Here is a 19,638-nt window from a genome sequence, read left to right on the forward strand (position 1 = left end):
CCAGGAGCAAGCGATGGCACTAGATCAGATCGTCGACGGACTTTCGGAGGTTTCCTGCGATGTGCTGGTGATCGGCGGCGGCACGGCCGGCCCGATGGCGGCGCTGAAGGCGAAGCTGAAAAACCCGAAGGCCAACGTCGTCCTGCTCGAAAAGGCCAACGTCAAGCGCTCCGGCGCGATCTCGATGGGCATGGACGGGCTGAACAATGCCGTCATCCCCGGTTACGCGACGCCCGAGCAGTACACCAAGGAAATCACCATCGCCAATGACGGCATTGTCGACCAGAAGGCGGTCTATAAATACGCGCAGAACTGCTACAAGGTCATCGAAGAGCTCGACAGTTTCGGCATCCGCTTTCTCAAGAACGAGAACGGCGATTACGCCGTCAAGAAGGTGCACCACATCGGCACCTATGTGCTGCCGATGCCGAACGGCGAGACCGTGAAGAAGGCGCTGTATCGCCAGCTCCGCCGCGCCCGCATCCTGATCTCCAACCGCTACATGGCGACGCGGCTCTTGAAATCCGCCGACGGCCGCATCGCCGGTGCGGTCAGCGTCAATACCCGCACTGCCGAGATGCTGGTGATCAAGGCCAAGGCGGTGATCCTGTGCATGGGCGCCGCCGGCCGTCTCGGCCTGCCGACCTCCGGTTACATGTTCGGCACCTACGAGAACGCCGCCAATTCCGGCGATGGCTATGCCATGGCCTATCACGCCGGCGCCGCGCTCGCGAACCTCGAATGCTTCCAGATCAACCCGCTGATCAAGGACTACAACGGTCCGGCCTGCGCCTATGTCGCGGGCCCCTTCGGCGCTTACACCGCGAATAACGAAGGCTCGCGCTTCATCGAATGCGACTATTGGTCCGGCCAGATGATGCTGGAATTCTACAACGAACTCTTGTCCGGCAAGGGTCCGGTGTTCCTCCAGCTCAAGCATCTCCACCCCGACACCATTTCCGAGATCGAGTCGACGCTGCACAAGGTCGAGCGCCCGACGCGCGGCCTGTTCCAGCAGGGGCGCGGGGTCGACTATCGCAGCGAGTCGATCGAGATGCACATTTCCGAGATCGGCTTCTGCTCCGGTCACAGCGCTTCAGGCGTGTTCGTAGACGACAATGCCCGTACCACCGTGCCTGGCCTTTACGCCGCTGGCGACATGGCGAGCGTTCCGCACAACTACATGCTGGGCGCCTTCACCAACGGCTCGGTCGCCGGCATCGATGCCATGGAATTCGCCGACAGCCACGACTTTGCGGAGTTCGATGCCGCGGATGTCGCCAGGGAACGCGACCGTGTGATGGCGCCGACGAAGCGCGAGGACGGGATTCCGCCGAACCAGATCGAGTACAAGACCCGCCGCCTCGTCAACGATTATCTCCAGCCGCCGAAGGTCACCCGCAAATACGAGCTCGGCATGCGCCGTCTCGCCGAGGCGAGGGAAGACATGCAGGAGCGCATGATTGCGCGCAATGCGCACGAGCTGCTCCGCGCGCTCGAGGTGCAATCGATCATGGATTGCGCCGACATGGCTGCGCATGCCTCGCTCTACCGCGAGGAGAGCCGCTGGGGCCTCTATCACTGGCGCACCGATTTTCCGGAGAAGGACAATGAGAACTGGTTCTGCCACACGCTGCTGTCCAAGCGGGACGGCAGGATGACCAGCGAGAAGCGGGCGGTGGAACCCTATGTCGTCCCGATCGCCGACGATGAGAAGGACCTCTACGACAAGCAGCGCATCCGGGCCACAGCCTGAGCCCTCATCACAGCAAGCAACAGGAGATAACGATGCCTCTCGCGTCCTATCAGACATCGGTTCCGGTGGTCGTCGACGACGCCAAATGCATCGCCGACAAGGGCTGCACCGTGTGCGTCGACGTCTGCCCGCTCGACGTGCTGCGCATCAGCGACATGACCAACAAAGCCTACATGGCCTATGACGAGTGCTGGTACTGCATGCCCTGCGAGGCGGATTGCCCGACCGGCGCCGTCACCGTCAACATTCCGTATTTGTTGAGGTGACCATGTCGAGCCCGTTCGAGTCCTATGACGATCTCGACGACGCTGATGAGCGGCTCCAGGCGGCTGATCCCGCCGAGCGCCGTGTCGCCATCATCGCACTCGGCCATTCCGGCGATCCCGCCGCGGTCGCTCATCTCGCCAACATGGTGGCCGATCCCGACGCAGGCGTGCGCCAGCAGGTCGCGATGGCGCTCGGCGAGTTCGACGGGCCGGAAGCCGCGAGCGCGCTGGTGAAGCTGCTGGTCGACCCCGAGAGAATCGTCGCGGGCGCCGCGGCCGACAGCATGGCCGAATTCAAGGATCCCGCTTGCGCCGATGTCATCCTGCCGCTGGTGAGGCATCCCCACGCCTTCGTCCGCATGGCCGCACTGCGCGCGCTCAAGGAGCTGCGTCGCAAGGACACGCTGAAGCCGGCGCTGGAAGCATTACAGGATTCCGATGCCGCCGTGCGCGTGCAGGCGATCGGCGTGATCGGCTTCCTGAAGCTGGAAGAATCCATCCCCGCGCTGACGGCGCTGATCAACGATCCCGACGCCCATGTGCGCCGCGCCGCCGTGAGTGCGCTTGCATTCTCGCAGATGAAGCCTGCCGCGGAGACGATCACGCGTGCGTTGAAGGACTCGGACTGGATGGTGCGGGAGATGGCTGCGGAAACGCTGGGCCTCAACGTCAACGGTTCGCTCGCGGCCGATCAGCTCGTCGCCTGCCTTGCCGACGAGTTTTGGCAGGTGCGGCTGAAGGCGATCCGCAGCCTCGGCAAGATGAAGATCGAACGCGCGGTGCGCCCGATCGGCAATTGCGTCAATCACGACCAGGCTAATTTGCGCAAGGAGGCCGCCGCGGCGCTCGGCGAGATCGCCCATCCCGATGGCGAAGCATTCTTGGCTGTGATCGCCGATGATCCCGATCCCGATGTTCGCAAGAACGCACGCTGGGCGCTTCAGCAGATTGCGGCGCGGAAGGCGCGGGCGGGGGCATAGCCGCCGCTCTGGACTTCCCTCGCCAGACGTTTATTGGTCTTCGCCAAGGGGACCGGCCGTCGAATGATGCGGCCGGTCCGAAAAACAGCGAGGACGCGGCCATGACGACATTGACGGTTAAAGACCTTCTCCCCGAGGACGGCACGCAGGGAACGCTGGCCGGCCGCGTCTGGCTGCCGCAGGCGAATGGGCCCGCCGTCGTCGCCGTGCGGGGCGACGGCGTCTTCGACGTCACGGCGAAATTCCCCACCATCAGCGCGCTCTGCGAAGAGGACGATCCAGCCAAGGCGCTTAGCTCGACCAAGGGCGAGCGCATCGGCGATCTCGAAGCCATCGTCGCCAACACGGCACCCGATCGGCGCGATCGTCAGAGGCCATGGCTGCTTGCACCCGTCGATCTCCAGACGCTGAAGGCCGCCGGCGTCACCTTCGCGATCTCGATGCTGGAGCGCGTGATCGAGGAGCGCGCCAAGGGCAACCCTGCCTCGGCTGAAGCGATCCGCAAAGAAGTGACGCGGCTGATCGGCGACGATCTGTCGAAGCTCAAGCCCGGCTCGGACCAGGCGATGCATCTAAAGCAGGTGCTGATCGACCAGAACGCCTGGAGCCAATATCTCGAGGTCGGCATCGGTCCCGATGCCGAGGTCTTCACCAAGGCGCCGACATTGTCGTCGGTCGGCACCGGCATGGATGCCGGCCTGCATCCGAAATCGACCTGGAACAACCCCGAGCCCGAGCTCGTGCTGTTCGTCTCGAGCCGCGGCAGGATCGTCGGCGGCGCGCTTGGCAACGACGTGAACCTGCGTGACTTCGAGGGCCGCTCGGCGCTGCTGCTGTCGAAGGCCAAGGACAACAACGCCTCTTGCGCGATCGGCCCGCTGTTACGCCTGTTCGACGACACGTTCTCGCTGGACGACGCGCGCAGGCTGGACATCAGCCTCAATGTGAAGGGCGCGGACGGATTCGTTCTCAACGGCCATTCCTCGATCAGCAAGATCAGCCGCGACCCGACCGATCTCGTCGCGCAGACCATCGGCAAGGTGCATCAATATCCAGATGGTTTCGTGCTGTTCCTCGGCACGATGTTCGCGCCCGTCGAGGACCGTGATGCGCCGGGGCAGGGGTTCACCCACAAGCGCGACGACATCGTCACGATCGCCGCGCCCCAGCTCGGCAAGCTCGTCAACCGCATGCGCACCAGCGACGAGTGCGAGCCGTGGACCTTCGGCATCGGCGCGCTGATGAAGAATCTCGCGCAGCGGAAGCTGATCTAGCTCTTCGCCTCTCCCCGCTTGCGGGGAGAGGCCGGAATTTGCGAAAGCAAATTCCGGGTGAGGTGGACTCTCCACGAGTCGATTAGGCCGATATACGCACAGCTCTCGCCACATCGTCATTGCGAGCGCAGCGAAGCAATCCAGAGTCATTCCGCGGAGGGATTCTGGATTGCTTCGCTGCGCTCGCAATGACGGGAGGAGAGGTTGTGAGCCCGTCTCTCATTAGTTTTCGCGGAGACACCCCTCACCCCAAGCCTCTCAGCGCGAGCGAAGCTCGTCGCGGCCCCGCAAGCGGGGCGAGGGAGCGCACCTGCGCTGTTGACGGCTACTTGCCAAGCACACATCATTATCTTCATCTCCGCGTTGCATCTGTGGAACGATATCGCGCTGTGCGTGTCATCTATGCGGCCAGCCGGTTCCGCCGCTCTCTTTCCACTAAATAGTCAAATAATATGACTATACGGAACCATTCTTCCGTGAAATAGTGCCTTCCGCCGCCTCGAAGGCCGGCCTGCGGGTGCCATGCTACCATCGGCGCCCCCAGATAAACATCTTGGGAGACACGCCTGATGACCTTCAAAGCCCTCTTTGCGGCCAGTGCCACGGCCGCGTTGCTGCTCGCCCTGCCGGCGAATGCCGCCGAGCTCACCATCGGCTTCTCGCAGATCGGATCGGAATCCGGCTGGCGCGCGGCCGAGACCTCGGTCTCCAAGCAGGAAGCCACCAAGCGAAAGGTCAATCTCAAGATCGCTGACGCGCAGCAGAAGCAGGAGAACCAGATCAAGGCGATCCGCTCCTTCATCGCGCAGAATGTCGACGCGATCTTCCTTGCGCCAGTCGTCTCGACCGGTTGGGATTCGGTGCTGAAGGAAGCCAAGGAGGCCAAGATCCCGGTCGTGCTGCTCGACCGCGACATCGATCCCTCTGGCAAGGAGCTCTATCTCACCGCTGTCACCTCCGACAGCGTGCACGAAGGCGAGGTCGCCGGCGACTGGCTGGCCAAGACCGTCGGGGCTAAGGCCTGCAACATCGTCGAATTGCAGGGCACGGTCGGCGCGAGCGTCGCGGCCAACCGCAAGAAGGGTTTCGACACCGCCATCGCCAAGCATGCGAACCTGAAAGTGGTACGCAGCCAGACTGGCGACTTCACCCGCGCCAAGGGCAAGGAGGTGATGGAGAGCTTCATCAAGGCCGAAGGCGGCGGCAAGTCGATCTGCGCGGTCTACGCCCACAACGATGACATGATGGTCGGCGCGATCCAGGCGATGAAGGAAGCCGGTCTCAAGCCCGGCAAGGAGATCCTCACCGTCTCCATCGATGCGGTCCCCGATATCTTCAAGGCGATGGCCGCCGGCGAAGCCAATGCGACCGTCGAGCTGACGCCGAACATGGCCGGCCCGGCGCTCGATGCGATTGCGGCATTCAAGGGCAAGGGCACGGTTCCGCCGAAGTGGATCCAGACCGAGTCCAAGCTCTATACCGCTGCCGACGATCCGCAGAAGATCTACGACAGCAAGAAGGGCCTCGGTTACTGAGGCGGGCGCTGCGCCGGACCGCCATGTTTCAGTGGTCCGGCGATACCCCCTTCGAAATCGCTGTGCGAACGAATAGGCTGGGTGACCGCATCATCGGCGGGCACTGGCGGGAGTGACGTTGTCATGGAGAACAGCCCCGATCCTGCTCCGGCCCTTCTGGAGGTGCGCGGGATCAGCAAAAGCTTCGGTGCTGTGCGTGCGTTGCAGGAGGTCGACTTCACGCTGCGCGCCGGCGAGATCCATGCGCTGCTCGGCGAGAACGGCGCCGGCAAGTCCACGCTGATCAAGGCGGTCACCGGCGTGTTCCCGCGCGATGCCGGCATCGTCAGGATCAGTGGCGAAGCCATCGCGCCGCGCTCGGCCAAGGCCGCTCTTCAGGCCGGCATTGCCACCGTCTACCAGGAAGTCAATCTGCTGCCGAACCTCTCGGTGGCACAGAATCTGTTTCTCGACCGCCAGCCGATGCGTTTCGGCATCGTCCGCGAAGGCGAGATGCGTCGCCGCGCCAAGGCCTTGCTCGCGGACTTCGGCCTCGATATCGATGTCGCCGCGCCGCTCGGCAGCTATTCGGTCGCCGTGCAGCACGTCACCGCGATCGCGCGGGCCGTCGATCTCTCCGCACGCGTGCTGATCCTGGACGAGCCGACCGCGAGCCTCGACCGCCACGAAGTCGAGATTCTCTTCGGTATCATGCGCCAGCTCGCAAAGCGTGGCATCGGCATCGTCTTCGTCAGCCACTTCCTGGACCAGGTCTACGAGATCTCCGACCGCATCACGGTCTTGCGCAATGGCCGCCTGGTCGGGGAGCGCGAGACGGCTTCGCTGCCGCGGCTGGAATTGATCCGGATGATGCTCGGTCGCGAGCTGGCCGAGACCACCAGCGCGCGGGCTTCTGCCACCGAACACAAGGCGCGCGAGATCTGCGCGAGCTTCGAGGGTTACGGCAAGGCCGGTTATGTCGCGCCGTTCAATCTCGAGCTGCGCCATGGCGAGGTCGTTGGTCTGGCCGGCCTGCTCGGCTCGGGCCGGACCGAGACGGCGCGGCTGGTGTTCGGCGCCGAACGCGCCGATCGCGGGCAGGCGAGGGTGGAAGGCACCCCCGTGCGGCTCCAGTCGCCGCGCGACGGCGTCCGCCACGGTTTTGGCTATTGCCCGGAGGAGCGCAAGACTGACGGCATCGTCGCCGAGCTCAGCGTGCGTGAGAACATCGTGCTCGCGCTCCAGGCCAAGCGCGGGCTGCATCGCCCGCTGTCGCGCCGCGAGCAGGACGAGATCGCGCGCCGCTACGTCAGGATGCTCGATATCCGGCCGGCGGACCCGGAGCGCGCCGTCGGCCTGCTCTCCGGCGGCAATCAGCAGAAAGTGCTGCTGGCGCGCTGGCTCGCGACATCGCCGCGCCTGCTGGTGTTGGACGAGCCGACCCGCGGCATCGATGTCGGCGCGCATGCCGAGATCATCCGTCTGATCCGCGAGCTCTGCGACGACGGCCTCGCACTGCTCGTGATCTCCTCCGAGCTGGATGAGATCGTGACCTATTCCGATCGCGTTGTGGTGTTGCGCGACCGTGCCCATGTCGAGGAGCTCGCAGGCGAGGCGATCGACGTCGGCAACATTCTTGCGGCCATCGCCGCGGACGGCGCCAGCGTTGCGCATGAGGGCCGGGCATGATAGCGCTGTTGCCGCGCCGCGGCCTTGCCCAGATCCTTGCGCTGGTCGTCATCCTGGCGGTCGATCGCGTGGTGTCGCCGCAATTCTTCGACCTGCGTCTCCAGGACGGCCGGCTGTTTGGCAGCCTGATCGACGTGCTCAACCGTGGCACGCCGGTGGCGCTGCTTTCGCTCGGCATGGTGCTGGTAATCGCCACGCGCGGCATCGACCTGTCGGTCGGCGCCGTCATGGCGATCTCGGGCGCGATCGCGGCGAGCCTCGCCGACAGCCACGGTCTGCCGATCGTGCTGGGGGCTGCGCTCGGTGCCGGACTCGTCTGTGGGCTCTGGAACGGCTTCCTCGTTGCCGTGCTCGGCATGCAGCCGATTGTGGCGACGCTGATCCTGATGGTGGCCGGGCGCGGCATCGCCCAGCTGATCACCGAGGGGCGCATCGTGACCTTCTCTTCGCCGGATCTGGTCTGGCTCGGCAATGGCGCCATTCTCGGCCTGCCGGTGCCGGTCGCGATTGCCTTGGGCATGCTGATCCTCACCGGCGCGGTGGTGCGCGGCTCGGCGCTAGGGCTGCTGATCGAGGCGACCGGCGGCAATGCGCGCGCAAGCGAGCTCGCCGGCGTCGGCACGCGGGCCATGATCTTGTCGGTCTATGTCTGGTGCGGCGTCTGCGCGGCGCTCGCCGGCGTGATCGCAGCCGCCGACATCATGGGCGCGGATGCCAACAATGCCGGCCTCTGGCTCGAGCTCGACGCCATTCTTGCGGTGGTGATCGGCGGCACCTCGCTGTTCGGCGGCCGCTTCAGCCTGTTGCTCGCCGTGCTCGGCGCGCTGATCATCCAGACCACGAACACCGGGATCCTCTTGTCCGGCTATCCGCCGGAGTTCAATTTGCTGGTCAAGGCGGTGGTGGTGCTCGCGGTGCTGTTGCTGCAATCGCCGAAATTCGCCGGCATTGCCGGAATCGCCGCGCGGGTGCGGAGGTCCAAAGCATGAAAGGCCTGCCGCCCGTCCTCATCACGGCCATCGTGCTCGTCGCCGGCTTTGCGCTCTGCGCGATGCAATTCCCCAACATTGCCTCGACCCGCGTGGTCGGCAATCTCCTCACCGACAACGCTTTCCTCGGCATCGTCGCGATCGGCATGACCTTCGTCATCATCTCCGGCGGCATCGATCTCTCGGTCGGCTCGGTGATCGGTTTCACCACTGTGTTCGTGGCGCTGGCCATCGAGCGCTGGGGCGTGCCGCCGCTGGTCGCTTTCGCCGCCATCCTGGTGCTCTCGGCTGGGTTCGGGGCTACAATGGGCGCCGTGATCCATGTCTTCGACCTGCCGCCCTTCATCGTCACGCTCGCCGGCATGTTCTTGGCACGCGGTGCGAGCTTCCTGCTCTCGACGGAATCGGTACCGATCACCGCGCCGGTCTACTCCACCGTGTCCGACTTCGCGCTGCGGATGCCCGGCGGCGGACGGCTGACGGCGATCGCGATCATCATGCTGGTGATCGTGATCGGCGGCGCCCTGCTGCTGCATCTCACCCGGTTCGGCGCCAATGTCTATGCGCTCGGCGGCAGCCGGGCGACCGCGAGCCTGATGGGCGTTGCAGTCGGCAAGATGACGGTGAAGATCTACATGCTGTCGAGCCTGCTGGCGGGCATCGCCGGCATTGTCTTCTCCTTCTACACCAGTGCGGGCTATTCGCTCTCTGCGGTCGGCGTCGAGCTCGACACCATCGCGGCCGTCGTGATCGGCGGCACGCTGCTCACCGGCGGACAGGGATCGGTGATCGGCACCTTCCTCGGCGTGCTGATTCAGGGCCTGATCCAGACCTACATCAATTTCGATGGCACGCTGTCGAGCTGGTGGACTAAGATCGCGACCGGCGTGCTGCTGTTCGCCTTCATCGCCTTGCAGCAGGGGCTGGTCGCGCTTGCACGACGGCCGGTGAGGAAGAGTGCAGGAGCAATCTCATGACCTCGCGCATCGTCGTCATCCCGACGCGACGGGCCCACTCCAACCATGCGGAGGTGGCCCGCTCGATCGGTGTCGACATCATCGCCGGCCGCTATGCGGAGGGGACGCGGCTGCCCGGTGATGCCGAGATGATCGCGATGTTCGGCGTGTCGCGGCCGGTGCTCAGGGAGAGTGTGAAGACCCTGGTCGCCAAGGGGCTGCTCACCACCAAGGCGCGGGTCGGTACCGTCGTACGCGAGCGCGGCGCCTGGAACATGTTCGACGCCGACGTGCTGGCCTGGCATCTGGACGCCGGCATCGACAAGCGTTTCCTCAACGACCTCGCTGAGATCCGTCTGGCCGTCGAGCCGCGCGCCGCCGCTCTCGCAGCTATGCACCGGTCCGACGAGGACGTCGCTGAGCTCCGTCGCTGCATGGATCGCATGCGGCTTGAAGCGTCCGACTCCGTCGGCTTTGCCGATGCCGACCTCGCGCTCCATGTTGGGGTGGCGCGTGCCTCCGGCAATCTGTTCATGCGCTCGATCGGGCATGTCATCGAGGCTGCGCTCCGCGCCTCGTTCCTGCTGAGCGCCCCGGTCGAGTCGGAGGACCGCGACACCGTGCTGCTCTGGCATCAGAAGATCGTCGATGCCATTGCGGCGGGCGATGTCGACGCCGCGTCGGAGGCGATGGTCTACGTCATTCACAACGGCATGCGCCGCCACGAGGACGCGGTGATCGAAACCGCGCCGGCCGAGCCGCTGTCATCTGCGAAATCCGGAGAGAGATCGTGACTGAACTTCGTATCGCCATCGTCGGCTTCGGCAAGATCGCGCGCGACCAGCACCTTAGTGCGATCGCGGCGACACCGGGTGCGACGCTCGTGGCTGTCGCCAGTCGCAACGCCTCGCTGCCGGGGCTGCCGCATTTCGCCACCATCGAGGAGTTGCTGGAGAAGGGGCCGCCGATCGACGCGGTGTCGCTCTGCACGCCGCCGCAGATGCGCCGTGCCCAGGCGGCTGCGGCGCTCGCCGCCGGCAAGCATGTCATGCTGGAGAAGCCGCCCGGCACCGGCGTTGCCGAGCTCGATCCGCTGATCGCGACGGCGGCGAAGGCGAAGCGGACGCTGTTTGCGACCTGGCATTCGCGCTACGCGCCGGCGGTCGAGCCGGCGCGGCAATGGCTCGCCGAACGCCGCATCACCTCCGTGCACATCAGCTGGAAGGAAGACGTCCGCGTCTGGCATCCCGGGCAAGGCTGGATCTGGGAACCGGGCGGGCTTGGCGTATTCGATCCCGGCATCAACGCGCTGTCGATCTTGACCAAAATCCTGCCGCAGTCGGTGTTCGTCACGGCGGCCGAGCTGGCCTTTCCCGCCAACTGCCAGGCGCCGATCGCCGCGAAGCTGACGATGACGGACATCGGCGGCCTGCCGATCAGCGCCGAGTTCGATTTCCGTCAGACCGGACCGCAGAGCTGGGATGTCCTCGTGGAAACCGATCAGGGCCGGTTGACGCTATCCGGCGGCGGCAGGCGCATGGCGATCGACGGCAAGACCGTTGCCGAGGCGCCCGATGAGGAATATCGGGAGCTCTACCGGCGCTTCGTCGATCTCGCTGCGACCTGCGCGAGCGACGTCGATCTGGCGCCATTGCGTCTCGTCGCCGATGCTTTCCTGCTCGGCAAGCGGACGATCGTCGAAGCATTTGTGGACTGACAATGGCTGGCTCGAAAATAACAAGAGACGTTTTCGGAACGCTGCCGGACGGCCGCGCGGTCGAACGCATCGTACTGCGCGGAGCGGGCGGCTTCGAAGCGCGGATCATCACCCATGGCGCGGTGATCCAGGCGTTGATCGCGCCGGACGCGAAGGGCGGCTACGACGATGTCGTGCTCGGGCACGATGCGTTCGCGGGCTATCTCGCCGAGCGAAAGTTCTTCGGCGCCACCGTCGGCCGTTATGCCAACCGCATCGCCAAGGGACAGTTTTCGCTCGACGGCGAGACGGTGCAGCTTCCCGTCAACAACGGTCCGAATGCGCTGCACGGCGGCCTCGATGGCTTCGATCGGAAACTCTGGGAGATTGCGGAGATCGACGAGGGCGCCGAGCCCGCCGTGATGCTCACCTATGTCAGCCCGCATGGCGAAGAAAATTATCCCGGCCGGCTCGATGTGCGTCTGACCTATCGCATCACGGGACCGACTGAGCTGTCGCTCACCATGGAAGCCCGCACGGACCGGCCGACGATCGTCAACCTCACCAACCACAGCTTCTTCAATCTGGAAGGTGCGACGTCGGGTACCCCCATCCTTGATCATAGACTGACGGTTGCCGCCGAGCATTTTCTCGCGATCGATCCCACCGCCATTCCGCTGCCGGAGCCGCCGCGTCACGTTGCCGGCTCGCCGTTCGACTTCCGCGAAGCACGGCCCGTCGGTGCGCGCATCCGCGAGGGCGATCAGCAATTGCAGAGCGGCAGGGGCTACGATCACACCTACTGCCTCGCGCGTGATGGCAAGCTTGCTTTCGCGGCCCGGCTGGAGGCGCCGCGCTCGGGGCGCATCATGGAGCTGTTCACCGATCAGCCCGGACTTCAGGTCTATTCCGGCAATTATCTCGATGGCACGATCTCCGGGAAGGGCGGCAAGCTAATCCGGCAGTCGGATGCGATGTGCCTGGAACCCCACATCTGGCCCGACGCGCCGAACCGGCCGGATTTCCCGAGCCCGCGGCTCTCACCCGGCGAGGTCTATCGCCATCACACGGTCTATCGCTTTTCGGTGAGGACGACATGATGGAAGAGGTACCGACGTCTGTGCTCTCGGACCATCCTTGCCATCTCGGCGAGGGACCGACCTATGATGCGACCACCGACACCGCCTGGTGGTTCGACATCCGCGAAGGGCTGCTATTCGAGGCGCAGCTCAGCGGCGGTGAGGTCCGCATCCATGCGCTCGGCCGGATGGCGAGCGCGCTCGGACGCATCGATGCCGAGCGTCAGTTGATCGTCGCTGAGGATGGGCTTTACATCCGCAAGCTTGGCGATGGCGCGATGAAGCTGTTCTGTCCGCTCGAAGCCGACAATCCCGCCACGCGTTCCAACGACGCGCGCGTGCATCAATCCGGCACGTTCTGGATCGGCACCATGGGACGCAAGGCGGAAGCAGGGGCGGGCGCGATCTACGCGTTTCATCACGGCAAGATCTCGCTGCTGTTCCCCCGCATCAGCATTCCCAACTCGATCTGCTTCTCGCCGGACGGTGCGATCGGCTATTTCGCCGATAGTGCGCGCGCCGTGCTCTACACGGTGCCGCTCAATCCGACGACGGGCCTGCCGCGCGGCGAGCCGGAGGTGCTGCTGCGCCACACCGGCATCGGCGGCCCCGACGGCTCGGTGTGCGACGCCGAGGGGCAGATCTGGAATGCCTGCTGGGGCGCGGGCCGTATCGATGTCTACTCTCCGCAGGGCGAGCGCCTGCGCTCCTTGAGCGTTCCTGCGAAGCAGGCGAGCTGCCCGGCTTTCGTTGGCCCCGATCTGTCCCGTCTCCTCGTCACCTCCGCCTGGCAGGACATGGACGCGGCGGCGCGCGCCGCCGATCCGCAAGCAGGCCAGACCTTTCTGTTGGATGCATCCGCGCGCGGTCGTGCGGAGCCCGACGTCAAGCTCGCATAGGAGATCGAAGCAGCCCACCCACGTTCTCGACGACACGAAGAAACAGTCTGACACCCAAAGGGAGTGAAATATGCTGAAACTGAAGACGACGTTCCTCGCACTGGCGCTGGCCGGCGCCGCCACGATGGCCACAGGCGTGACCGCCTCCGCCCAGAAGGCGACAGTCGGCATCGCCATGCCGACCAAATCCTCGGCGCGCTGGATCGACGACGGCAACAACATGGTCAAGGTGCTGAAGGAGCGCGGCTACAACACCGACCTGCAATATGCCGAGGACGACATTCCGAACCAGCTCTCGCAGGTCGAGAACATGGTGACCAAGGGTGCGAAGGCGCTGGTGATCGCGGCGATCGACGGCACCACGCTGTCCGACGTGCTCAAGCAGGCCAAGGCCAAGGGCATCACCGTGATCGCCTATGACCGCCTGATCCGCGGCACGCCGAGCGTCGACTACTACGCGACGTTCGACAATTTCCAGGTCGGCGTGCTCCAGGCGCAGTCGATCGAGCAGGGGCTCGGCCTCAAGGAAGGCAAGGGGCCCTTCAACATCGAGCTGTTTGGCGGCTCGCCCGACGACAACAACGCCTACTTTTTCTACAACGGCGCGATGAGCGTGCTGAAGCCCTACATCGACAGCGGCAAGCTCGTCGTCGTCTCCGGCCAGATGGGCATGGACAAGGTCGCGACGCTGCGCTGGGACGGCGCCACCGCGCAGGCCCGCATGGACAACCTGCTCAGCGCCTATTACGGCAACAAGAAGATCAATGCCGTGCTGTCGCCCTATGACGGCATCTCGATCGGCATCATCTCCTCGCTGAAGGGCGTCGGCTACGGCAGCGCCGATCAGCCGATGCCGATCATCTCCGGCCAGGACGCCGAGGTGCCCTCGATCAAGGCGATGCTGCGCGGCGACCAGTATTCGACCATCTTCAAGGACACCCGCGACCTCGCCAAGGTCACGGCCGACATGGTCGACGCGGCGCTCGCCGGCAAGCAGGTCACCGTCAACGACACCAAGACCTACGAGAACGGCGTCAAGACGGTGCCGTCCTATCTGCTCAAGCCGGTGGTGGTCTACAAGGACAATTGGGAGAAGGTGCTGGTCGACAGCGGCTACTACAAGAAGTCGCAGTTCCAGTAAGAACTCTTTCTTTCTCCTCTCCCCGCGTGCGGGGAGAGGGTTAGGGTGAGGGGGCTCTCCACGGGGGCGGTGAGAGTTGCCCTCGCGGAGACTCCCCCTCACCCGGAATTCAAGCTGCGCTCGAATTCCGGCCTCTCCCCGCACGCGGGGAGAGGCGAAGTAAAGCAAGGGACACCAAAGCCATGACCGCCATGCTGGAGATGCGCAACGTCAGCAAGAGCTTTGCCGGTGTGCAGGCGCTGCGCGACGTCAATTTCTCGGTTCACGCCGGACAGATCCACGCGCTCGTGGGCGAGAACGGCGCCGGCAAGTCGACGCTGATGAAAGTGCTGAGCGGGGTCTATCCGCATGGCAGCTACGAGGGCACCATCGTCTTCGAAGGCGAGGAGCGGCGCTTCCGCGACATCAACGATTCCGAGGCGCTCGGCATCATCATCATCCATCAGGAGCTGGCGCTGATTCCGCTGATGTCGATCGCCGAGAACATCTTCCTGTCGCATCCGCCGTCGAAGTTAGGGGTGATCGATCGCGACGAGGTCTACCGGCGCACGCGGGAACTGCTCGCGCAAGTCGGCCTGAGAGAATCGCCGGATACGCTGATCACCGATCTCGGCGTCGGCAAGCAGCAGCTGGTCGAGATCGCCAAGGCGCTCTCCAAGCGGGTGCGGATGCTGATCCTGGACGAGCCGACCGCGAGCCTCAATGAGGCCGACAGCGCCGCGCTGCTCGAACGCCTCATGGCGTTCCGCGAGCAGGGCATCGGCTCAATCCTGATCTCGCATAAGCTGAACGAGGTCGCCAAGGTCGCCGACCACATCACCGTGCTGCGCGACGGCCGCACGGTCGACAGTATCGATTGCCATGCCGAGGCGATCCAGGAGGACCGCATCATCCGCAGCATGGTCAATCGCGATCTTGCTCACCGCTTCCCAGAGCGCAGCGCGAAGATCGGCGAACCCGTGCTCACCGTCGAGAACTGGTCGGTCTATCACCCCATTCATCCCGAACGGCAGGTGATCAAGAACGTCAATTTCAGTGTCAAGCGAGGCGAGGTCGTGGGCATCGCCGGCCTGATGGGGGCCGGCCGCACTGAATTCGCCATGAGCCTGTTCGGCCGCTCCTGGGGCACCACCATCAGCGGCAGCCTCCGGCTCGAGGGCAGGGAGATGATGCTGCCGAGCGTCGCGGCCGCGATCGATGCCGGCCTTGCCTATGTCACCGAGGATCGCAAGCAGCTCGGCCTCATTCTCGCCGACGACGTCCGCAAGAACATCACGCTGGCGAGCCTCGACCAGGTCGCGCCCGGCCGTGTCATCGACGACATCGCCGAGCTGAAGGTCGCCAGCGACTACCGCAACCGGATGCGGATCCGCTGCTCCGACGTCTACCAGGAGACCGGACAGCTCTCCGGCGGCAACCAGCAGAAGGTCGTGCTGTCGAAATGGCTGATGACCGATCCGAAGGTGCTGATCCTGGACGAGCCGACGCGGGGCATCGACGTCGGTGCCAAGTACGAGATTTACTGTATCATCAACGAGCTGGCGGAAGCCGGCCGCGGCGTCGTGGTGATCTCCTCGGAAATGCCAGAGTTGCTCGGCATCTGCGACCGCATCTGCGTCATGAATGACGGCGCCTTTGTCGGGGAGTTCAGGGGATCCGAGGCGACGCAGGAAAAGATCATGCGCGCCATCATGCGCAACGAAAGAAAAATTGGGAACGCCGCGCCCGCGGCCGTCGAGATGGGAGGAACGCAGCCATGACCGACAAGACGGTGTCGCTGCCCGAGGAGCGCCGGCACGGCAGCTTCATCAAGAACAATTTGCGCAATTACGGCATGCTGATGTCGCTGGTCGCGATCATGCTGTTCTTCCAGGTCGTCACTGGCGGCACGCTGCTGCAGCCACTCAACCTGACCAATCTGGTGCTGCAGAACAGCTATATCGTCGTCATGGCGCTGGGCATGCTGCTGGTGATCGTCACCGGTCATATCGACCTTTCGGTCGGTTCGGTCGCGGGCTTCATCGGCGCGGTGGCCGCCGTGCTCATGGTGACCTACAAGATCGACTACACACTCGCGTTCATCGCCTGCCTCCTGGTCGGCGCCGCCATCGGCGCCGCGCAGGGCTATTGGGTGGCCTATTTCAAGATCCCGTCCTTCATCGTCACCTTGGCGGGCATGCTGGTGTTCAAGGGCCTCGCGCTCGCGGTGTTGCAGGGTCAGTCGCTCGGGCCGTTTCCGGCGACCTTCCAGAAATTGTCGTCCGGGTTCATTCCTGAACTGTTGCCCGAGGCCGGCACGCTGCATCCGACCTCCATGCTGATCGGTGCCGTGCTCGCGCTCGGACTGGTCTATGCCAGCGCCAAGGGCCGTTCGCGCGAGCAATTGCACGGCATCGAGGTCGAGCCTTATGCGTTCTTCCTGGGCAAGAGCGTTCTCTTGGCCTGCGCCGTGCTCTATTTCACCTATCTGATCGCCTCGCATCGCGGCCTGCCGAACGTGCTGGTCATCATGACGGCGTTGATCGCGCTCTACGGCTTCGTCACCCGGCGCACCGTGATCGGCCGGCAGATCTATGCCGTCGGCGGCAACGCCAAGGCGGCAAGCCTATCGGGCATCAAGACTGAGCGGCTGACCTTCCTCACCTTCGTCAACATGGGCGTGCTCGCCGCGCTCGCCGGCCTCGTCTTCGCCGCGCGCCTCAACACCGCGACCCCGAAGGCCGGTCTCGGCTTCGAGCTCGACGTCATCGCCGCCTGCTTCATCGGCGGCGCTTCGGCCTATGGCGGGGTGGGGCGCGTCGGCGGTGCCGTGGTCGGCGCCATGATCATGGGCGTGATGAACAACGGCATGTCGATCCTCGGCATCGGTATCGACTACCAGCAGGTCATCAAGGGCCTGGTGCTGCTCGGGGCGGTCTGCATCGACGTGTATAATCAGCGGCGATAGTTTCGCTGATTTCGTAGGGTGGGCAGAAGCGCTCTTGCGCGGTGCCCACCCTTTTCAACGACTATGGCGAGCGCGGCCACCTGACTCGACCGCTCGCGCTGCACTCATCCTCAGGATTGCATCACCGGAACCAGCCCGTAGCGCAGCATCGTTTCCTTCATTTTGGCCGGATCAGGCTTGCCGGCCAATAGCAGGGCCGCCATTTCCTTGAAGTATTGCGGGCCGAGTACGCCGGGGCTGAGGATGCACAGGCAGGTCGCCGGTCGGGGCGAACGGTTGATGAAACCGTGCACCACGCCGCGCTTGATGAAGAGGCTTTCGCCCGGCGCCACGTCGATGTCCTTTGCGTCGATCCGCCAGGTCGAGATGCCGCTGAGTCCATAGATCGTTTCGTCCCAGCCATCGTGATAATGGGGAATCGGCATGCGCGCGTTCGGCTGCAGCGTCATCTCGAACAGATCGAGGCCGCCGGCGGTGTCATCCTTGCTCTGTAGGAACGTCAGCTGCAGCGCGCCAAGGTTGATGATCTCAGGCATGGCGAACTCATCCAGTCGTGTGGAGCGCAATATTAGCGCACGACGCAAGGAAGCCAAGACGGAGGAATCGAAACTGCCCCGGACCCAGCTGCAGCAGGCGCCCCTTGCTGTGCAGTGCCGCAACGGCGCGCTGAGGCGCCTGCCGCTACTGCGTCGTGAACAGCAGCGCCGCGGTCGCGACGGAGAGGCTTATCGCTGACACGGTCGCCACGGTCGACAGCACGCCCATTCGCCGGAGCGCGATGGCAAACGCGATGATAATGGGGGTCGCGGTCATCAGGCCGATTTGTGCATCGCTCATCTGGTCGTTTGCCGTCTTGTGGAACCGCCGGGTTGATCCACCCTATGGCGGAAGGGCCGCCAGGATGTTGCGGTAGCGCAAACACCCTATGGCCTGCCGCTTCTTTGTCCGGCGTCAAAGTCGGAGCAGCGCCGTCGAGGTAGTGGCTGGACGTCTTGGTTTGGAAATCAGATGTCGGCGACGGACTGCGAGCAACAAGAAACTGGCTGGGGAATCCTCGAAGATCTCCCCGGCGATCCCATGATCTGGGTACTGATCTTCAGCGAGCTTGCCGCCTTCGGCCTGTTCCTCGGCGCCTTCATTGTCGCTCGTGCGATTCATCCCGCGATCTTCGCGGCCGGCGAGGCCACCCTCGATGCGCATCTCGCCGGGATCAACACCGTCGTTCTGGTGACCAGCGGATGGGCCGCGGCGCGCGGCACGGCCGCCGCCCGTGCGGGCCGCAGGCCGGCCGCGCGCGGTTGGCTCTTCGGCGCCATGGCGCTTGGCGCTCTCTTCATCGCGGTCAAGCTGTTCGAATATGCCGGCGAGATCGGTCAGGGAAACGGTCTGGAGACCAGCCCGTTCTTCACCCTCTACTTTCTCCTCACCGGCTTTCATCTCCTGCATGTCGGCCTCGGCATCGTGATCCTGGCCGTAGTTTCCCGGAGTGCCGAAGCCTCGGGGGTCGAGACGGGAACCGCCTTCTGGCACATGGTCGATCTGCTGTGGATCGTCATGTTCCCGATCATCTATCTGGTGCAGCAGTGATTCCGGATCGTCTCGACATCACCTGGATCGCCCTGATCGGTCTCGCGCTCGCGACCATTCTGGTCCCATCATTTGTGGCGCATCCGCTGCTCGGAAATGCCCTGCTGCTGGCGTTCGCGGCCGTCAAGGGCCGCCGTATCGTGCTCGATTTCCTCGATCTTCGGGCCGCGCCGGCGCTCTGGCGCGGCCTCGTGAGCGCCTGGGTCCTCGCCGTGGTGCTGTTCGCCTGGCTCGCATCCGCTGTCGTCACCCTGATCTGACGCGGCGCCTCGCGTATCGTCGCGCTGCTTGCGCTTCGTCAAAGAGTGATCCGCGTCGTTCGGCAATAAATCACCGCATCACTTCTTCGCAGGAATCAAACCGAAAGGATTGGCAATGGCTGAACGCCTGACCAAGTCGGCCGCTCGAAACGTCTTCTACGGCGGCTCGGCCTTTTTCTTCGCCATCTTCATAGGGCTGACGGCGCACAGCCATTACTACATGGCCACGACCTCGACGGATGCGACGACACTGACGTCGTCGGTCGCCCGCGGCAAGCATGTCTGGGAGAAGAACTCCTGCATCAACTGCCACACCCTGCTCGGCGAGGGCGCCTATTTCGCTCCCGAAGTCGGCAACGTCTGGGATCGCTGGGGTGGCAACGAGGACCCGGCGGGTGCGCGCGAGACGCTGAAGGCCTGGATGCAGGCGCAGCCTTCGGGCGCGCCGGGTCGGCGGCAGATGCCGCAGTTCAACCTCACCGACCAGGAGCTCAACGATCTCGCCGACTTCCTGCAATGGACCTCTACGATCAAGCGCCAGGAATGGCCGCCGAACAAGGCCGGCTGAGCGTATCGCCTCGTGAATCCCTAAAACACAGAGAGCC

General features: G+C 64.5%; 20 protein-coding genes. 18 read left to right on the forward strand and 2 right to left on the reverse strand.

Going from position 1 to position 19,638, the window contains the following annotated elements:
* Window positions 1-13 precede the first annotated feature (13 nt).
* The 15 genes from LRP30_RS14135 (at window position 14) to mmsB (ending at window position 17,186) form a co-directional block, all read left to right on the forward strand.
* On the forward strand, window positions 14-1,756 hold the full coding sequence (locus tag LRP30_RS14135) for a fumarate reductase/succinate dehydrogenase flavoprotein subunit (protein WP_128947504.1): 1,743 nt from the start codon (window positions 14-16) through the stop codon (window positions 1,754-1,756).
* A 32-nt stretch (window positions 1,757-1,788) separates the two neighbouring features.
* Window positions 1,789-2,022: a ferredoxin family protein gene (locus LRP30_RS14140; protein WP_007593252.1), complete on the forward strand. Its 234-nt coding sequence runs from the start codon at window positions 1,789-1,791 to the stop codon at window positions 2,020-2,022.
* Window positions 2,023-2,024: 2 nt separating this feature from the next.
* On the forward strand, window positions 2,025-3,002 hold the full coding sequence (locus tag LRP30_RS14145) for a HEAT repeat domain-containing protein (protein WP_164939845.1): 978 nt from the start codon (window positions 2,025-2,027) through the stop codon (window positions 3,000-3,002).
* A 101-nt stretch (window positions 3,003-3,103) separates the two neighbouring features.
* The gene (locus LRP30_RS14150) at window positions 3,104-4,276 is read left to right on the forward strand and encodes a fumarylacetoacetate hydrolase family protein (RefSeq protein WP_249760717.1); all 1,173 of its coding nucleotides are present in this window, start codon (window positions 3,104-3,106) and stop codon (window positions 4,274-4,276) included.
* 569 nt (window positions 4,277-4,845) lie between these two features.
* Window positions 4,846-5,811: a galactofuranose ABC transporter, galactofuranose-binding protein YtfQ gene (ytfQ, locus tag LRP30_RS14155; RefSeq protein ID WP_091892341.1), complete on the forward strand. Its 966-nt coding sequence runs from the start codon at window positions 4,846-4,848 to the stop codon at window positions 5,809-5,811.
* 123 nt (window positions 5,812-5,934) lie between these two features.
* Entirely contained in the window at window positions 5,935-7,479 is a 1,545-nt protein-coding gene (locus tag LRP30_RS14160; protein WP_249760718.1) for a sugar ABC transporter ATP-binding protein, read from the forward strand.
* A complete protein-coding gene (locus tag LRP30_RS14165; protein WP_249760719.1) occupies window positions 7,476-8,468 on the forward strand; it encodes an ABC transporter permease in 993 nt (330 codons plus the stop codon). The genes LRP30_RS14160 and LRP30_RS14165 overlap by 4 nt, the downstream gene beginning before the upstream one ends.
* On the forward strand, window positions 8,465-9,445 hold the full coding sequence (yjfF, locus tag LRP30_RS14170) for a galactofuranose ABC transporter, permease protein YjfF (RefSeq protein WP_091892347.1): 981 nt from the start codon (window positions 8,465-8,467) through the stop codon (window positions 9,443-9,445). The genes LRP30_RS14165 and yjfF overlap by 4 nt, the downstream gene beginning before the upstream one ends.
* Window positions 9,442-10,218: a FadR/GntR family transcriptional regulator gene (locus LRP30_RS14175; protein WP_091892349.1), complete on the forward strand. Its 777-nt coding sequence runs from the start codon at window positions 9,442-9,444 to the stop codon at window positions 10,216-10,218. The genes yjfF and LRP30_RS14175 overlap by 4 nt, the downstream gene beginning before the upstream one ends.
* Window positions 10,215-11,141 carry a Gfo/Idh/MocA family oxidoreductase gene (locus LRP30_RS14180; protein ID WP_249760720.1) on the forward strand — a complete coding sequence of 309 codons (927 nt, stop codon included), beginning with the start codon at window positions 10,215-10,217 and terminating at the stop codon, window positions 11,139-11,141. The genes LRP30_RS14175 and LRP30_RS14180 overlap by 4 nt, the downstream gene beginning before the upstream one ends.
* Before the next feature lie 2 nt (window positions 11,142-11,143).
* Window positions 11,144-12,220 carry an aldose epimerase family protein gene (locus tag LRP30_RS14185; protein ID WP_249760721.1) on the forward strand — a complete coding sequence of 359 codons (1,077 nt, stop codon included), beginning with the start codon at window positions 11,144-11,146 and terminating at the stop codon, window positions 12,218-12,220.
* Window positions 12,220-13,098, forward strand: coding sequence for an SMP-30/gluconolactonase/LRE family protein (locus LRP30_RS14190; RefSeq protein WP_249761754.1), 879 nt, complete (start codon window positions 12,220-12,222; stop codon window positions 13,096-13,098). The genes LRP30_RS14185 and LRP30_RS14190 overlap by 1 nt, the downstream gene beginning before the upstream one ends.
* A gap of 70 nt (window positions 13,099-13,168) precedes the next feature.
* Window positions 13,169-14,239: a multiple monosaccharide ABC transporter substrate-binding protein gene (chvE, locus tag LRP30_RS14195; protein ID WP_128934853.1), complete on the forward strand. Its 1,071-nt coding sequence runs from the start codon at window positions 13,169-13,171 to the stop codon at window positions 14,237-14,239.
* A gap of 182 nt (window positions 14,240-14,421) precedes the next feature.
* Window positions 14,422-15,999 (forward strand): multiple monosaccharide ABC transporter ATP-binding protein, encoded by a 1,578-nt coding sequence (mmsA, locus tag LRP30_RS14200; protein ID WP_128934852.1) that lies wholly within the window; start codon window positions 14,422-14,424, stop codon window positions 15,997-15,999.
* Window positions 15,996-17,186 carry a multiple monosaccharide ABC transporter permease gene (gene mmsB / locus LRP30_RS14205; protein WP_128934851.1) on the forward strand — a complete coding sequence of 397 codons (1,191 nt, stop codon included), beginning with the start codon at window positions 15,996-15,998 and terminating at the stop codon, window positions 17,184-17,186. Before mmsA ends, mmsB begins: the two co-directional genes overlap by 4 nt.
* A gap of 110 nt (window positions 17,187-17,296) precedes the next feature.
* Here mmsB and LRP30_RS14210 read toward each other — a convergent pair whose 3' ends face one another.
* Together LRP30_RS14210 and LRP30_RS14215 are read right to left on the reverse strand one after the other, a co-directional pair.
* A complete protein-coding gene (locus LRP30_RS14210) occupies window positions 17,297-17,722 on the reverse strand; it encodes a cupin domain-containing protein (RefSeq protein ID WP_091892363.1) in 426 nt (141 codons plus the stop codon).
* Window positions 17,723-17,867: 145 nt separating this feature from the next.
* On the reverse strand, window positions 17,868-18,023 hold the full coding sequence (locus LRP30_RS14215; protein ID WP_249760722.1) for a hypothetical protein: 156 nt from the start codon (window positions 18,021-18,023) through the stop codon (window positions 17,868-17,870).
* A 171-nt stretch (window positions 18,024-18,194) separates the two neighbouring features.
* Here LRP30_RS14215 and LRP30_RS14220 point away from each other — a divergent pair, with 171 nt between their 5' ends.
* From LRP30_RS14220 to LRP30_RS14230, 3 genes are all read left to right on the forward strand, one after another.
* Complete coding sequence (locus LRP30_RS14220; protein ID WP_128934850.1) at window positions 18,195-18,773, forward strand: cytochrome c oxidase subunit 3 family protein; 579 nt, start codon at window positions 18,195-18,197, stop codon at window positions 18,771-18,773.
* Window positions 18,773-19,033, forward strand: coding sequence for a cytochrome C oxidase subunit IV family protein (locus tag LRP30_RS14225; protein WP_249761755.1), 261 nt, complete (start codon window positions 18,773-18,775; stop codon window positions 19,031-19,033). Before LRP30_RS14220 ends, LRP30_RS14225 begins: the two co-directional genes overlap by 1 nt.
* Window positions 19,034-19,148: 115 nt before the next feature.
* On the forward strand, window positions 19,149-19,601 hold the full coding sequence (locus tag LRP30_RS14230) for a cytochrome c (RefSeq protein WP_091892374.1): 453 nt from the start codon (window positions 19,149-19,151) through the stop codon (window positions 19,599-19,601).
* Window positions 19,602-19,638: the final 37 nt, after the last annotated feature.

The organism is Bradyrhizobium sp. C-145 (genome assembly GCF_023375135.1).
In the GTDB taxonomy this organism is placed as follows: Bacteria; Pseudomonadota; Alphaproteobacteria; order Rhizobiales; family Xanthobacteraceae; genus Bradyrhizobium; species Bradyrhizobium zhanjiangense.